The organism is Nitritalea sp., assembly GCF_054166705.1.
The window spans coordinates 192,721-209,383 of the sequence record NZ_JBSZCV010000006.1; the positions used below are offsets into that span (position 1 = coordinate 192,721).

A 16,663-nucleotide genomic window follows, 5' to 3' on the forward strand; every position below is an offset into this window, starting at 1 on the left:
AATCGATTTATCGGTTAACGTGAATATCCTTCTCCAGCACCATCGTAGACGATTTTCCCCGTATCCAGCGCGATGACCCGGGGGGCCTGACGGAGAATTTCCTCTTGATCGGTGATCATAATAACGGTCCAGCTGCCCTCCAGTATATGCTGCGTCGTCCGTTCTCTAGCTTCTTTCTCAAAGTTCATTAAAATATCCTCCAAGAATAACGCTTTCGGCTCACCGACCAAGCACCGTGCCATCAGAATTTTACTGATTACACGCTTGCTGAGCCCCACACCTTCAGGCTGTACCATGGTTTCTAGGTCGTCTTTAAGTGAATAAATAAACTTATTTAGACCAACTAAATCAAGTGTTGCACGGAGTTTGTCCTCGGAAATATCCCGACAGAGCACTATATTTTCCCGTAGGGAACCATGAAATAGCGACTGTTGCGTTAAACTATCGCCTACGAAGCTGCGAAGTTTGTCCAAGTTCATGGAGTCGATGGGCAAGTTGTTGACCAGAATTTTCCCGGAATAATCTTGGTAGAGACCAGACATCAGATAGAGCAAGGTACTCTTTCCAGAACCGCTACGTCCAGTTAAAAGGAGTTTCTCACCAGCTTGTATGGAGAAAGAAATCCCTTTCAGCACATCGAAATTTTCTGTTTTACTTTTAAAGCCGAGGTTTTCGATGTCAAAGGCAAGGCCACTGCGCTCAGGAGTTAGCGACTTCTCTGTTCCATCGGCACGCTCCATGGGCAAGTCCATGATTTGTCCCAGCTTTTCTACTGCCGTAAGTGTATCGTAAATGGTTTCTAGGCTGAGGATAAGTTTTTCTACCGCACTTACTACCAAGACGATAACGATTTCCGCTGCCACGAACTGGCCAATGCTAATCTCATCATTTATCAAGAGGATCGACCCTGCGATCAGGAGGGTAGAAACGATAAGCACTTTAAAGCCAACCAGAATTTTATATTGGAATATAAGTACCGAAAAGTGCTGGTTTCGGAAGTTGACATACTGTGTCAGCAATTTGTCCGCCCGCAAAAAAGGGAGCTGCGAATTTCCTGCGAGTTTAAAGGTAGACATCGTACGTCCGATTTCCTCTAACCAGTAGGCCACCTGGTACTTGGCTGTCGACTCTTTCAGGGCCGTGTACATCCCACGTGGACTCGTAAAATAGAATATCAGGAATACCAGCGCGATAAGCGTGGCCGCAAAGATGATAAAGAAAGGATGGTAAAAGGCCAAGAGCAAAAGACCGAAGACCACCTGTATGGAGGCGGTAGAAAAGTCTATCAAGATCTTGGAAAGTCCTTTCTGTAGGTTGACTGCGTCAAAGAATCGGTTCACAAGCTCGGGCGGATACTTCCCCAGAAGGGCATCGAGTTTAAGCCGCGGCAGCCGATAGGCGAAATTAAAACCCGCCTTCGTGAAGACACGCTGCTGTAGTTTCTCTGTTAGGTAGAGCTGACTGATTTGTAAAAATCCCCCAAAAGCGATCCCGATCGCTACGACTGCTACAAGGATATACCAAGAGGTACTGATTCGACCACCGAGAATAAAATTTAGAATCGCTTGAATTCCGAGTGGTAGGGATAAGCCTACTAATCCATTTAAGACAGCGTAAAAATAAATGGCATAAACCTGCTTTTTTTCCTCCCGGAGAAAGGAGAAAAACCGATTCAAGGGCGTTTGTGCAACGTCAATTTTCATGTGATAGCGTAGTGAATATTAGGGCTTTAAAATATTCTTTTATGTCGGAGGCCGTTGCCTCCAGGGGAAACTTGGAATTTAAATTAGACTGCAAGAGGACTCCATCCACTAAAGTAATCGCTAGGCGCTGCGTATGGAGCTTGAATACGGGGGGTGACTGTGCTTCTAGGATGAGCTGGATACGCTGCACTAAGCGAAAATAAGCATCGAAAGCACCACGTTCTGCATATTCTCCTGCCTGCTGGAGGAGTAAACTGCGCATGAACTCCTTATGAACGAGGGCATGTAAGGCACCAATGTCTACAAAATCATTGTCTGTGAAATTCGGTCCCTCGGCTAAATGGGCGACGATAAGCTCGATTTTTTGTGTAAAATCGTCCATGTTCGTCAAGTGCAAAACTAAGCAGTGCTCCTGAAAGCCCCAATACCAAGAATGTAAATAATGTAAAAAGTAAAACTTATTCTCAAAGTAACGATAAACTGCCGCCTCCGTACACTGACAGCGGGCAGCTAGTTTTTTAAAGGTAAACTGCTCCAAGCCACAGGCATTTAACAGCTCGATTCCCTCCCTTACTAATGTACGCCCTAGCCCCGAGCTCATGGGATCCTTCCCATAAAGCTGTTCGGGTACTTCCAGGCGCAACTGTTTTAAAATGTGTTGCATACAAAACTTATCAGCGGTGGCATACGTGCAAAAGAACGGATCACTTGCAAAAAAGGTTCTTTTACTAAAATTTAGTTAGTTCTACTAACCAGATCGAGATTATAAATTAATTAGAATAATTACTATGAAAACCTCGAATTGCCACTTTAATCAAAGTCAATAATACAAAAATTCAATATTTCGCCATAACTTTTTTTCCAATTACGAGATATTTTTTTTATCTCATCAGTCGCTGAAAGCAAAATGACTTTCCTGCCCAAAGACAGAGTCGGACTGCGAAGGGCTGCGATTCCTCATCGACTAGGAGCAAAATGAACAAATAGTAAGGCAAATGTTACCTTAATTTTGCTTCAGAGGGAGTTTATGTAAAGTAATCGTGAAGCTTTAGGAATTGTCTTTTTAAGACAAATTCAAACTATCCTGAGCTACTAGTTTCGTAGCATAAACCAACCCATACACCCTAGTATGAAATACTATCTACCTTTCATCGGAGTAATTTGCTTACTCCTATTTGCTTTGCCCGGTAGGGCAATAGGCCAGACGGCTTCGGCCTCCCTTTTCGGAACTGTCCGTGGTGCTGATGGTGAAACGCTTCCTGGCGCCAATGTACTCATTAAAAATGAGGCAACAGGTTTTACCACAGGAACGGTCACAAACTTAGAAGGCCGGTATCAGTTGAATCAGGTCCCTTTAGGTGGGCCTTACAGCATTACAGCCAGCTTCGTAGGCGAAGGACAACTGGAGAAAAAAGGATACAACTTGAACCTCGGGGACCAAGTTCGTGTAGACTTCAGCCTGAGCGGTACTGAAAATCAGATGGAGACGGTGGTTATTTCGGCTAGCGATTATGCCCCGAACCGCGTGTCGCCTATCGGATCTGCAACACGTTTAGGCATAAACGAAATTAAAAATATGCCGACCAGCGGAAGAAGCTTTCAGGACTTAGCGAACCTCGCACCGACCACAGCCCCTGGAGGCTCTTTAGCCATAGGAGGCACGAGAGAAAGCTCCACAGGAATAACACTAGATGGAGGAAACCAGCGTTTTATGATGAATGGAGGCTTGATTTCACAATATACTGTTTCTATGGAGGCCATCCGAGAATATGAAGTAACGACAAACGAATACTCGGTACTGGAAGGACGTCAAGGCGGGGGTGCGATCAACGTGGTGACCAAGTCAGGAACGAACGAATTAGAGGGCTCGGCATTCTTCTTTAATCGGAATCAGGCCCTGACGGCTAGCGAAGATTACATCGGACGACCGATAAATGACTTTAATATCAACCAGTATGGCTTTTCCTTAGGCGGACCTATCATTAAAGATAAACTACACTTTTTTACGGCGCTGGATTTCGAGGATAGAAGTGAGCCCTTCGCCATCATCGATGTGCGAGACGCGACTACAGAGCGCTTGGAACAAATCACACAGGCTAACCTAGATCGCTTCCTTTCTATCCTAACGGATCGCTACGGTCTCGATCCTACGCGTCAGCAGACGGGCCTTTTCAATAGAAGACCCACTAACCGCACGGTATTCGCTCGCCTTGACTGGCAGATTAACAATGTTCACAAACTTACATTCCGAAACAATTTCTTTTGGGGCGAAAATGAATTCGTCGTGGGGGGTGATAACACCGCCATCGCGGACGCACGAGGAGATCTGGAGATCTTCGGGGTTAATAGCCAATTAGCACTACGCTCTACCTTCTCTCCACGCCTGACGAATGAGCTTAAAGTGCAGTACTTACGCGCGCAGCGTAATTTCTTAGCACGCTCGATAGCTCCGCGGGGTTTTGTGGGTATCGAATCTTTTCAGGAAGACGGTACTCGCTTGTTCCGGCAGTTCCAGTTCGGTGGAAATAGAATTGCTCCAGAGGAGCAAGGGGAACAGCAGCTCCAATTCATTAACACGACCTTTTTACAAACCGGAAAAGTTTTCTGGACTTTCGGCACGGATAATTTGGTAACTTTTACGAACACACTTAACACCAACGAACAGGGCGGCTTGTTTCAGTTTGCTAGCTTGGATGCTTTAGAGAGAGGCGAAGCCTTTCAGTTTTCACGCTTGGTTCCGAATAATCCCGTTGGGCTTTTCACGCCGCACCTGCAGCAGACGGCTTTAGATTTATCGGCCTTTGCGCAAGCAGATTATAATTTCAACAGCAAGCTAAGTGGCTCTTTCGGACTGCGATGGGATGCGACGGTGTTCCTGACCGCCCCTGAGCGCAATCCACTCATCGAGCGGGAATTGGGTAGAAGAACGGATGTGGTGGCCACGGACTGGAACAACTTCCAGCCTCGGCTAACGCTAGTATATGACTTTAATGAAGACCAGCGCAATGTCCTTCGTTTCGGCATCGGTGGCTACTCGGCTAATATCGTTCACTGGGCGCAGCTGAGTAATATTCTGCAGTCCGGGACCCAGCTGACCGATGTGTTTTTAACTGGAGCCAATGTCCCGGCTGTGGACTTCCCTGCATTCTTAGCGGACCCTGCCAATGTTCCAGGCGTTCCTGTTGATGGAACCGGCAGAAGCCCGTACATAAATTTGATCGGAGAAAACTTCCAGGCCCCTTACACCTGGAAAGGGAACCTCTCCTACAGAAGGTTTCTAACAGATGAGTTTTATGTTGGTGCCAATGCATACTTTGCACGTACCCTCAACAACTACAGGTATCAGGACCTCAACCTGGCGCAAGAGTTTTCTGCTTTCATCACCAATGAAAACAACCGCGGGATGTTCGCAGATCCTTTTGCGGGACAAGTCACATTAGCAAATCCAGCCAACCCCGGGGTGGTGGTATATCCCATCTCACCCGATGTGGTGAACATCAATCCGAACCTAGGCCGTGTACTTGAGCTTAATGGTGATTCGGACATCTGGCAGCGTGGCATTATTTTCGAATCCGGCTTTGTGTTTAAAAATGGTGCCTCTCTTACCGGTACATATACTTGGAATAGAACGGAGGATAACAATTCCTACAACTGCTGCATCGCGCGGACCTCGGTCCTAACGGCGATCGTAGACGACCCGCGCGACTTGATCGCGAACCGAGGTGGTGCGAATACGGACTTCCGACATAAAATCGTGCTTTTCGGTACATCGCCTACCTTTAAAAATATGCGGATTTCTGCTCGCTATGTCGGGCAGTCGGGCCTCCCTTGGTCACCACTTGTTTTCGGTGACATCGTCGGCGATGGTGCGGGCTTGCTTATTAATGCGAACAAACGCGCTTTTGTCTTCGACCCAAATGTAATCCGAGCAAATCCAAATGCCACACCTTTCGAGCTAAATGTAGCACAGGGTATGGAACGTGTCTTGGACAACCCGAATAATATCGCGCGCGGCTTGCTGCAAGACAATCTGCAGCAAGTAGCCCCACGAAATGAAATCTACAATCCGTTTTGGCATAATGTGGATGTGCGTTTCAGCTACATCATCGACAGCAGCATTATAAAGGGATTAGGGAAGTCGAATCTGGAGTTTATCGCAGAGGTCTTTAACTTCACTAACCTCCTCAACAGTGAATGGGGCGGTGCACCGACCGTACCAGGAGCAAACCAAATTCTACTGCAGTCGCTCGGCTTGGATCCGATCGCTCTACAGCGAGGTGATGTGCAGTTCGCATACAATGTGAATCCTACCTTCGGAGAAACGGCACGCTTCAACCCACCTTACCAAGTACAACTTGGTCTACGTTACACCTTTTAAACCAGCCAACCGGACGGGAGAGAATCGAAAGGTTCTCTCCTTTCTTTTAGTCCCCTTGAAAATGTGTATATTCGGCACATGAAAGAGGAGCTTACCCGGCCGGAGATCGACCATCTCTTACATGAGAAGTTACTGGAGACAGGTCAGGAAATCGACCGTCTCGCGCTAAACAGCCCCCAGCTAGTGGAAGGCTTGCTTTTTGTGAGTAGAGGCATCGCTAAAATTTATGGTCTGAATGATGGCGGGCTAACGGTAAATACCGACCTGTTGTTTACCTCAGAATGGTATTTTGTAGAGACCGATAACTACCTCAGCCGCGATCAGTTTTTTATCGAGCCCCTCCGGCATTCTACCCTGCAGTTTTTGCCTTTAGAAGCTGTGCCGCTCAGTCGGGAAAAACTTTACAGTTTCTGTTACCCCTACACGAAGGCGCGTCTACGCAGGATTCACCAGCAGAAGGTACGTAATCATGACTTTGCGCTGGAAGCGCGTCTGCTGATCTTACTGGCAGATTTCATGCATTATTATGGAGAGCAAAAAGGGGAGTATATGCACATGCCAGCTTATTTTCGCCACGAAGACCTAGCGAGTATGCTGAAAACGTCACGCCAAAACCTAACCTCTACCCTCAGCAAGTTAAAAGCTGCGGGTACGCTAAGCTACTGCCGAAAAGAATTTGTAATCCCTCACACTAATTTTATTGCATTAACCCGATAATTATGGCCAAACGATTACTTCGCGTCGTACTCGGCGCTGCCATCTTACTTACGCTCCTTTTGGTCTTTGGTCCAAGGGCCCGAACCATTTCCTTAGCAGCTATTCAGGCCCCCGCGGTACCTAGCGAGCTGGTAGAACTGGAGCGCTATATCCAAGAAAAAGAAGCGCAAGAGCGTGATCTCAAGCCCGATAATGAGGCGAAGATCATTTGGGCAGACCCAGAAAACAAACAGAAAACACCTTACAGCATGCTCTACATCCATGGTTTTACGGCCAGTGAGCGTGAGGGCAGCCCCGTCAATCGGGAGCTGGCTGCCGCTTTAGGTGCGAATCTGTACCTGGCGCGTCTGCCTGAACATGGTGTGGAGCGCCGAGATGCTATGGAAGGCCTGCGTGCGGAGGATTTGATGGCTGGCGCCAAAGAGGCCCTGGAGATTGCCCGTCAACTAGGAGACCAGGTCGTCGTGGTAGGGACGTCTATGGGAGGCGCGCTTAGCTTGGTCTTAGCGGCAGAAAATCCAGATTTAGCGGCCTTGATTCTCTACAGCCCGGCCGTCATGGAGTATGGCGCAGCCTTAGATCGCTTGTTTAAACCTTGGAATAAGCTGATCGCTAAATATATCGTTATGGATGAAGGCGGTAGCCGCCTGATGGAGCGGGAAGGAGATAAAGCCAAGTACTGGTCGAATCGCGTGCATGTAGATGCCTATGAGGCGCTCGCAGTTCTCCTGCGAAGTGGGATGACGGAGGATACTTTTAAGGCTATTCAATGCCCAACCTATCTGGCTTATTACTATAAGGATGAGGAAAATCAGGATTTTGTGGTTTCCGTACCTGCGATGCTAGATATGTTTGCCCTGCTCGGCACGCCAGAGACGCAAAAGGTGAAGCAGGCCTTTCCAGAGTCTGGCGACCATGTGATCGCCTCTTCTATCACCTCTGCAGACTGGGAGGGCGTTCTATCTGGAAGTTTAGACTTTTTAAAAATGACTTTGCCTGATTTTCCGCAGGAAGTAAAAGGAGAAGAGGAGGAACTGGCCCTTCTCTTCCACTAAGATTTTTCAGGGGGGGGGAGGTCCTTACCTCCCCCTATCTCTTCCCAGTCGCACCTGGAAGTCATCCGGTGTTCCCCGCAAGTTTACATTGACAAAGCGAACGCGCCGATCTCCACGCGTCACTATGGCATCCTCCTGATCGGGATCTACCTCTCCCCTATTGCGACCGAAAAGGGAGCGAAAGCCCACGCTCGTCACCAAGCCAAGTGGCACCCGAATAAAATAATCCATCTGCAGGTCCAGCTGCTGCCTGCCTGAGAGCTCGATAAAGCCGAGGGAACTGGCGATGGTCATGCTCGGAATATCTAAGACTCCGTTTTTCAGCTCGAACACATTCTGTAGCGTATCGAAACGCACCCGCATCAAATTCCTGTCCGAAAAAAAGCTGGACATGGCGCGCAGGGGCGCAAAGTCAATCAAAGCCCCATCATAAATAGTCAGGTCCATTTTCGCCTCGCTCTTGTCAATGATCGGCGTTAGATCCGGGTGGACCAGGAACTTACTTTCTATCGTGCCACTGATGCGGCCTTGCAGGTTTTCATTGATCAAAGCATCCTGGCCTAAATTATCGAATTTAATCAGCAGCTTGTCCAGATCCAGCTTATCGGCCCTTAAGGTACTATGGAAATAAATTTCCTTTGGGTTTTGGCCGTTAAAATAGCCCGCCATCCCCAGGCCACCATCCGCCGTGCGCAGGCTCAGGGTATCCACGTAAAGCATGTGATCTTCTTGCATCCGGACCCGCGCCCGCAGATCATCCAACCAGAAACCATGGTATTTCAGGCGCTCCACATCGAGGGCTACTACCAGGTCGGGGAAAGGAAGCTCGAAAATGTTAAAGGCTTCTTCATGGTTAACCTCCTGCTCGATGCTTTCGAAACCCAGTAAGGAATCCAAATCCAAAGCCCTTCCTGCGAGACGGAAGCGATTTTGGATAGGGTTAGGTAAGCTATCTGGGCCCAAGAAATAGTCTAGGTCCATATAAAACTCCGAGAGCCCCATGCGTCCACCGAAGCCATTGACCTGTAGCACTTCATCCCGGTAGGCCAGTGCTCCCTTGAAGTTAGAGAACTTAATCGGATGAAATTTCAGCTTTCCGGTGAAATCACGCAAGTTACCACTCACCCCTTGGAACAAGCCCGCATATTCGAGTTCTAGGTCCATCGCCAGCTTAAAGTCATCGATGGTCTCCTGTGCATAGGCCTCAGGCATGTAATTTACTCCTTTATACGTGAGCAGGTCTTTGATGCTTAGATGCTTCGAAGCCACGGTAAGGTCAAAACGACTTTTGCCCATCGGGCTGGCCTGAAACCATTTCTCGTAATTATACACCTCTCCAGAAATCGTAAAATCCGAGGTGTCGATTTTTCCGATGAAATTGTCTACTCGAAGGCGGTCGGGCGTAATGCCCAGCTGCATCTGAAAATCTGTAAAAGCATGGGGATACTTTTTAAGCTTAGCAGAAAAGGCATCCACTATAAATTTACCCTGAGGGACATACAGGGGACTCACCAGTTCCCGTCCACTGCTTTGGAAGCGAAGTTTTAGGTTGAAATCGCGCACCTCTTCGGCATCTGTGGTATCCATTTCCATGAAGTCGATTTTACGCAAGAGCGTGGACTGAAAGGATAGGGATGCCTCTACCGGCTCTTCTAAGCCATGTAAAAGGGCTGGAAAGTCGGTTAAATAGCCATAAAACTGCAGGTCTGAGTCGCCCAAGCGAAAGCTTCCCCGTTCTAAGGTAATGTAACCATCCTCCATTTTCGCATACACATTGGCCTGCTCTACAGGATGCGGCAAACCCGGAAGGCTGAAGTTGAGGTTGCGGACGCGCAGCTCACTTTGTAGCGCATTTTGGACAGTGGCCAGGCCGCCGGTAGCATCTTCCAGGTCGATTAACTCATCGAAATCCATGCTTAGTAGCACTTGACCAGAAAGCCCTCGGAGTCCCTCTACTTCGAAAAACTCACCGAGGAAAGCCAAGTCCAGGTCTGCATCCAGCTTCACCTTGATGTAGGGATCCTGAAAATTACGAATCAAGACATCGCCTTGGAAAATCCCCTCCGCTGGGCGGGCGTAGAAATTCTGCAGCGTCAGCTGCGAAGTGGCCAAGTTGCGGTCTTTGCCATTCGTGAAAAAGCCTGCAAAGCGCAGCTCATCTACCTTTTTATTCACTGCAGGATTTAGGAAGTAGGCATTATCACAGCCGAACTCCACGGCGATTTGAGGCGTTTGCCCATTAGCCGTAGGCCCCTGCACGGTCCCCTGAAAATAGACCTGACCTTCATTTCGGTAACGCCGCAGCTGATCCCCTGTTTCTTTCGGTAGCAGCGCCGCCAAAGTATTAAAATCCGGCTTATCGCCTCGAAACTCAATGTCGAGGTAGTTGTCATTTTTAAGGTCGATAAGCCCTTCCAAGCTAAATTCCGCCCCATCGATCGCTAAGAGGGAGCGTAGGATGTGCAGCTGCTGCAGGCTTTCCTGATAGCGTAGCGAGAGGCCCAGCGTGAGGCCTTTCTCTGCGAAAAAGGTCGGCTCTCCCTTGGAAATAAGTGTGAGCAGCATGTCCCCATCTAATTTTACCTGCAGGAGGTCCTCGGCCTGCTTGAGCGAGATGTTTTGCTTCTCTAAATTGGCGCGCAGCGCAAAGGCATCAGAAGGGATCAGGTAGTTGATGCGCACCTGCTTGAGCTTGAGCTGCTTCAGCTCAAAACTCACTGTCTCTGCCTCTTCCTCAGCGGGCGGGGCATCGAAAGCCAGTGCTTCCAGAAGACCTATTTTACCTTCCGCATCTTGCACCAAATTGATGAGGGCCTGCTCCACCGAAAGCGCTTTTATGCTATAGCGCCCTTGCAAGATGTCCACGATGCTGAAGCCTACATAAATGTCTTGGGCACGCAAGGCCAGGTTACCGGAGAAAGCGTTCCCCTCATATAATTTCACCTGATGAAAGTCGATGGAGATGTAAGGGAAATTTTTAAAGGGTGAAATATAAATTTCTTCTATCTTTAAAGAGCCCGCCAAGCTCTCATTTAAAACACCAAGGAGTTTTTGTGTATAAGCACTTTGGTTTTTATACAGATACCAGGATCCTCCGGCGAAGGTTAAGACCAAGAGCAGCACCAAACTGCCCAGCCCGATGAGAATTTTTTTAAACATACAGGTTGTTGCTTGTGCTTTAGTCACCAAAAGATATGCCAAGGCCTCGGGCCGCATCTACCAGGAAGCTATCTGGCTCCACGGCGTGATAGCTGCTGACGGCATTTTCTAAAGGAGTAGAGATGATTTCATTTCCTTTCGCTGCCACCATTTGGCCGAAGGCCCCCTCCACCACTAGGTCGAAGGCTTTCACCCCAAACAGAGATGCCAGCACGCGGTCGTAGGCCACGGGCACACCGCCGCGCTGTACGTGTCCCAAAACTGTTTCGCGGATTTCTGCTTGTAGCCCGGCCGCCTTCAGTTCGGCGGAAAGTGTGTAGGCGAGGCCGCCGAGACGTTTATGTTCTGAGCCAAAGTCATTTTCTCGATAGGTCAGCGCCCCTGTTTTGGGTTTAGCCCCTTCTGCTACCACGATGCAGGCGAAACCTCGCCCTTGGTCATAGCGCTTTTCGATGTGCTCCTTAAGGATAGCGACATCGTAGGGGATTTCCGGAATCAAACAAGCTTCGGCACCTCCGGCTAGGGCAGCGTGGAGGGCGATCCAGCCGGCGCCACGCCCCATAACCTCCATGATCATCACCCGATGGTGGCTCTCAGAGGTGCTGACCAAGCGGTCGAAACTTTCCGTGGCGATCTGTACGGCAGTCTGGAAGCCAAACGTAACATCGGTGCCAGAAAGGTCATTATCGATGGTTTTTGGCACCCCGACCACGTTTACGCCCTGCTGTGCGAGGGCCAATGAAATTTTTTGGGAGCCATCCCCACCGATGTTAATAAGTGCATCGAAGCCCATAGCTATGATGCGCTCGGCGAGCGCTGCGCTACGGTCTTCATAGCGGACGCTACCATCTTCCTGACGTACGGGATAGGCCAGCGGGTTATTTTTATTCGAGGTCTGCAAGATGGTCCCACCCTTCACATGAATGCCCGCCACGCGCTGCTCATCCAGCACCATGAGGCGTGGCGGTGTCTCGAGCACCCCAGTAAGGGCCTCCATGCTGCCGACCACCTCCCAGCCTCCATGAGCCGCTGCACGTTTGGTAATACCGCGAATTACGGCGTTTAATCCGGGGCAGTCCCCTCCTCCTGTAGATACTAAGAGTTTTTTCTTTTGCATGTTTTGGGCCTTTCGGCCAATTAGGTTTCAGGTTGAAGTGAAAAATATACGTAAATTTGTGAACGAAAAAGAATGGGGGCATTGTTTCATCCCTATAAAAATTTAATCCGGACCTTGAATCCGCGCATTAGTATGGAAAAGAAAAAAGGAAGGGTGGTCGTAGGACTATCCGGAGGGGTGGATTCATCCGTGAGTGCTTATCTCCTCCAAGAGGCTGGTTATGAAGTAATCGGCATGTTCATGAAAAACTGGCACGACGAGAGTGTCACCATTTCGAATGAGTGCCCCTGGATGGAGGACAGCACAGACGCCATGCTGGTGGCAGAAAAGCTAGGCATCCCCTTTCAAGCCATCGACCTAAGTGAAGCCTACCGAGAACGGATCGTAAACTATATGTTTCGCGAGTACGAAGCTGGTCGCACGCCGAATCCTGACGTACTTTGTAACCGAGAGATCAAATTCGACATCTTCTTAAAGGCGGCAGAAAAGCTGCAGGCGGACTTCGTAGCCACGGGGCACTATTGCCAGAAAGAGAGCTTGAGGGTAGACGGCAGGGAAGTGCATCGGCTCCTTGCTGGGGCAGATGCGAATAAAGACCAGAGTTATTTTTTATGCCAGCTGAATCAAGAGCAGCTAGCCAAAGCTCTTTTTCCAATCGGGCATCTCCAAAAGTCGCAGGTGCGGGACATCGCGCGGGCGCAAGACTTGGCCACGGCGGAAAAAAAGGACAGCCAGGGGCTTTGTTTTATCGGTAAGGTTCGCCTGCCGGACTTTTTACAGCAGCAGCTTAAGCCGAAAGAGGGCCCCATTTACCTTTTAGAGCCGGAGGATCCTGTTTTTGCTGGCAAGGCTCATCGTTCGGAAGAGCTGCGTGCGGACCTCAACACAGAGCGTTTGGATGAAATCTGTTTGCCCCGAGCTTTGGGCGGAGCCCGCCGAACACTGATGGGGCAGCACCGTGGGGCACATTATTTTACGATCGGACAGCGGAAAGGGCTCCATGTGGGTGGCACTGGGAAACCACTCTTTGTGATCGGTACAGATACGCGGGAAAACCACATTTACACGGGGCTGGGAGAAGAGCATCCGGGGCTTTTAGGCTATGGGCTCTTCGTCCCAAAGGAGGATGTGCACTGGGTGCGTGAGGATCTGCGACTTCCTATGGGGGGCTATGCCCGCTACGCTGCACGGATTCGCTACCGGCAGGCACTAAGCCCCGCCCACCTTTACATGCGTGAAAAGGGCTTGTATGTGCTTTTTGAGCAGCCGCAGAAGGGCATTGCCAGTGGGCAGTTTGTGGCTTGGTACCAAGAAGGAGAAACTATCGGCTCGGGAACCATCTTTTGAGCGGCATGTGGAATTCTGAAACAGCGCCTGTGGTCATTTACGAAGACGAGGCGCTGCTTGTGCTGCATAAGCCGGCAGGACTTCTGGTTCATCCGAATGGCTGGGCGGAAGTACCTTTAGCGGAGACCCTGGTGGGCTGGGTGCAGGCTTACACGCAAGCTCCGGCCTACCTGGCACATCGCATCGATCGGGCTACCTCTGGACTGATTTTGCTGGGAAAAAACGAGCAGATCGCCAGGTGTCTGCTGGAGAGTTTTTTACGTCGAGAGGTGGAAAAAAAATACTTGGCGGTAGTGCGGGGCTGGCCTGCTACGGATGCATTTCGGGTCGATCGGCCGCTGGCCAAAGACCTGGACGGACCGTTACAGGAAGCTTGTACGGACTTCCGTGTCTTCCATCGATCCACCTGTCCTTTCAATAGTACGGGAAGGTATCCAAGCTCCCGTTACAGTTTACTTTGGGCGGAGCCCCAGACGGGTAGAATGCACCAGATTCGCCGCCACCTGGCCATGCAGCGTCACTATCTGATCGGAGACAGCAAGCATGGGGATAATACCCAGAATAACTACCTGCGGCAGCATGAGGGCATTTCGCGTATGCTGCTGCATGCTGCCACGCTGCGTTTGCCACACCCTATGCGTTTCGGCGAGTGGGTGCATGTAGCGGCGCCAGTTCCCTCGGATTTTCGCGCTGCCTGCGACCGTTTATCGTTGCGGCTGCCTGATTTCTTGTAAAAGCTTTGTTTATTCTTGCTCAAATAGCTTTCTTTAGCAACTGAAAATTTTGACGATGAAAAAACTACTCTTTTCTGGATTTCTGTATTTGAGTGCGGCGGGCTTTTTGAGTGCACAAGGCAGCCGGGAGGCTGTAGAGGCCACTTTCGATGACCGGGCCTCCATTTCTTATTTTCGCTATTTGGCTTCGGATGAACTCATGGGCCGTGATCCGATACGCCCGGAGGTAGATGCAGCGGCTCGGTTTATCGCCGAACAGTTTTGGAAATATGGGGCGATTTCTCCTGAAAACTTGGATGCGCCCTACTACCAGCATGTGCCTTTTCGCCTGTCCATCCCTCCTGCTAAGGGGCAAATAATGGCCGGTGAGCGTACTTTTTCACAGGGTAAGGAGCTCATGGTGTTAGATGGCGGTGCCTTGGAGGGCAATTATCCTCTCGTGGTCGTAGGCTATGGCCTGGCGGATGATTATGCGGGAAAAGAAGTGGCGGGCAAGGTGGTGGTCTGTAATGTAGGTGCTCCAGGCCGTCTCAGCCCTTCGGATTTATTTGCCATGGGCCGCGAGAAAATGCGGCTAGCTGCCGAGAATGGAGCTGCCGGTATCATCGAGGTGTATAATGTGCCGACAGCACCATGGGAGTTCGTGACGCGTTTTTTAAATAGTCCGCGCTTGAGTGTGGACCAAGGCGCCGGGGAGGCTGCCCTCCCCTATGCTTGGGTGCAGGATCCGCGTAACACTTTTATCAATGCGGTGGGCTCTGGTTCGATTTCAGAGGCAACATTTGAAATTACGGGAAAAGAAAACCGTCCGATTATCGGAAAAAATGTAATTGCGGTGATCGAGGGGACGGATCCGGCGTTACGGGATGAATACATAATGCTCAGTGCCCATTATGATCATGTGGGGGTGGGCACGCCCAATGCTGAAGGGGACTCGATCTATAACGGTGCGCGGGATAATGCTGTAGGAACGGTGGCGTTAATCAATGCAGCGCGCTACTTTGCGCAGCACCCGCCGAAGCGCTCTGTGATTTTAGCCGCTTGGACAGCGGAGGAGAAGGGCCTTTTAGGGAGTGGCTACTATGTGGAGCATCCAGTAGTACCTTTACGACAGACCATTTATAACTTGAACATCGATAATGCGGGTTATAACGATACCTCCATCATTTCAGTTATCGGCTTAGGGCGCACGAGTGCAGACCCGCTGATCAGTGAGGCTGTAGCGGCTTTTGGCTTACGGGCGATAGCTGATCCTGCACCTGAACAGAATTTGTATGACCGTTCGGACAACGTTAATTTTGCACGAAAAGGGGTTCCTTCTCCTACTTTTTCCTTAGGCTTTACGGCCTTTGACGAGGAGATAGCGCGTCATTATCATCAGCCCTCGGATGAGGTCGACAATTTTGACTTGGATTATGCACTGCTTTACTGGAAGTCTTATCTACTTGCAGCCGATAAAATCGCGAATGCACCGGATAGACCGAAATGGACAGCGGGAGATAAATACGAAGAAGCAGCACGGGCCTTGTATGGCAACCAGCTTAAGTAAGAAAAGACAATTAAGGGCTTCGGCCCTTTTTTTATGCGCCTAGCCGAAGCGGTATGCAGGCAAGCTCATCTGTACATTTTCTGCTAAAATGGAATGGGTGAACCCAAAAGCGGATCGCCAAAAGGCAGGAGTCACTTTTTGCTTTTTAAAAAACTTAAATTCACAAGACAAACCTGATAAATGGAGACATCCAGTTGATTTACAATTTTTTCAATTAAAGTTCAAACCTCTAAACGCCTTTTATCGTTCTTTTTTTACTTACTAAATTGGTGGATATTAAAAGAATAACAAGCGATGATGAGGAAATTATTCAATTTATTTGGTTCTTTCAGTTTACTTCTGGTTTTCAGTGCTTGCATGACAGAAGAGAACATCGCCTTTATGACTCCACAAGTGGTAAATGGCTCCTTAGATGAGAATTTTGGTGATATTCGGCCCTGGAGAAGTTTCCAAAGCGGTTCCTTCCGTGCTGCTGTCGTCCCTAGCACATGGGACGATGGCGTAGCGTTAAGTTTGGAAAATGAAGATCTAGATTCTCGAGGGGGCGCCACCTGGTCGCAGCGCATTGATGGTCCTTTCCGCGCAAACCTCACAGATTGGCAGCTGCACGTACGTGTTAAGGCCATCGATGTGGAGCGTTTTTCTACTAGCAGAGGAGCCTTTATCAGTGTTCGTGGAACGCCCTTAAGAAACGAAAGAGCGATGGGTATAAATTTTATCACCAGTTCTGGTCTTTTAGAGCTTTCGGGCACTTTTGATTGGACCTCGGTCCGGTTACAGTTGCCGCAGTTTGCTCAGGACTTGGAGAGTCTTACCATTTTCTTTGTCATGGAGGAAGGTGTGCGCGGTCAGCTTTTGTTTGATGACGTGCGCATAGAACCTGCGGGGACAGGCAGTTAAGGGA

At 49.5% G+C, this 16,663-nt stretch carries 11 protein-coding genes; 7 read left to right on the forward strand and 4 right to left on the reverse strand.

The genetic code is table 11. The annotated features are described in order from the left end of the window. Positions 1 to 14: 14 nt before the first annotated feature. Together ACXIT9_RS03020 and ACXIT9_RS03025 are read right to left on the reverse strand one after the other, a co-directional pair. Entirely contained in the window at positions 15 to 1,703 is a 1,689-nt protein-coding gene (locus ACXIT9_RS03020) for a peptidase domain-containing ABC transporter (protein WP_458054766.1), read from the reverse strand. Beyond that, a complete protein-coding gene (locus ACXIT9_RS03025) occupies positions 1,693 to 2,367 on the reverse strand; it encodes a TetR family transcriptional regulator (RefSeq protein WP_458054767.1) in 675 nt (224 codons plus the stop codon). The genes ACXIT9_RS03020 and ACXIT9_RS03025 overlap by 11 nt, the downstream gene beginning before the upstream one ends. Positions 2,368 to 2,832: 465 nt before the next feature. Here ACXIT9_RS03025 and ACXIT9_RS03030 point away from each other — a divergent pair, with 465 nt between their 5' ends. The 3 genes from ACXIT9_RS03030 (at position 2,833) to ACXIT9_RS03040 (ending at position 7,853) form a co-directional block, all read left to right on the forward strand. After that, on the forward strand, positions 2,833 to 6,081 hold the full coding sequence (locus ACXIT9_RS03030; RefSeq protein ID WP_458054768.1) for a TonB-dependent receptor: 3,249 nt from the start codon (positions 2,833 to 2,835) through the stop codon (positions 6,079 to 6,081). Positions 6,082 to 6,159: 78 nt separating this feature from the next. Next, positions 6,160 to 6,798 (forward strand): Crp/Fnr family transcriptional regulator, encoded by a 639-nt coding sequence (locus ACXIT9_RS03035; protein ID WP_458054769.1) that lies wholly within the window; start codon positions 6,160 to 6,162, stop codon positions 6,796 to 6,798. A 2-nt stretch (positions 6,799 to 6,800) separates the two neighbouring features. Then, entirely contained in the window at positions 6,801 to 7,853 is a 1,053-nt protein-coding gene (locus ACXIT9_RS03040; RefSeq protein ID WP_458054770.1) for an alpha/beta hydrolase, read from the forward strand. Positions 7,854 to 7,877: 24 nt separating this feature from the next. On the opposite strand, the gene ACXIT9_RS03045 is transcribed toward ACXIT9_RS03040, so the two are convergent. Both ACXIT9_RS03045 and ACXIT9_RS03050 read right to left on the reverse strand, forming a co-directional pair. Further along, on the reverse strand, positions 7,878 to 11,012 hold the full coding sequence (locus tag ACXIT9_RS03045; protein ID WP_458054771.1) for an AsmA-like C-terminal region-containing protein: 3,135 nt from the start codon (positions 11,010 to 11,012) through the stop codon (positions 7,878 to 7,880). A gap of 19 nt (positions 11,013 to 11,031) precedes the next feature. Then, positions 11,032 to 12,129 (reverse strand): 6-phosphofructokinase, encoded by a 1,098-nt coding sequence (locus ACXIT9_RS03050; protein WP_458054772.1) that lies wholly within the window; start codon positions 12,127 to 12,129, stop codon positions 11,032 to 11,034. Positions 12,130 to 12,261: 132 nt separating this feature from the next. Between ACXIT9_RS03050 and mnmA the strand changes: the two genes are divergently transcribed. The 4 genes from mnmA to ACXIT9_RS03070 all read left to right on the forward strand — a co-directional run bounded on the left by mnmA (position 12,262) and on the right by ACXIT9_RS03070 (position 16,659). Continuing rightward, a complete protein-coding gene (mnmA, locus tag ACXIT9_RS03055) occupies positions 12,262 to 13,476 on the forward strand; it encodes a tRNA 2-thiouridine(34) synthase MnmA (RefSeq protein ID WP_458054773.1) in 1,215 nt (404 codons plus the stop codon). Positions 13,477 to 13,481: 5 nt separating this feature from the next. Beyond that, positions 13,482 to 14,210, forward strand: a complete 729-nt coding sequence (locus tag ACXIT9_RS03060; protein ID WP_458054774.1) for an RluA family pseudouridine synthase — start codon at positions 13,482 to 13,484, stop codon at positions 14,208 to 14,210. Between the two features lie 55 nt (positions 14,211 to 14,265). Beyond that, positions 14,266 to 15,759 carry a M28 family peptidase gene (locus ACXIT9_RS03065; protein WP_458054775.1) on the forward strand — a complete coding sequence of 498 codons (1,494 nt, stop codon included), beginning with the start codon at positions 14,266 to 14,268 and terminating at the stop codon, positions 15,757 to 15,759. A 294-nt stretch (positions 15,760 to 16,053) separates the two neighbouring features. Then, a complete protein-coding gene (locus ACXIT9_RS03070) occupies positions 16,054 to 16,659 on the forward strand; it encodes a hypothetical protein (RefSeq protein ID WP_458054776.1) in 606 nt (201 codons plus the stop codon). Positions 16,660 to 16,663: the final 4 nt, after the last annotated feature.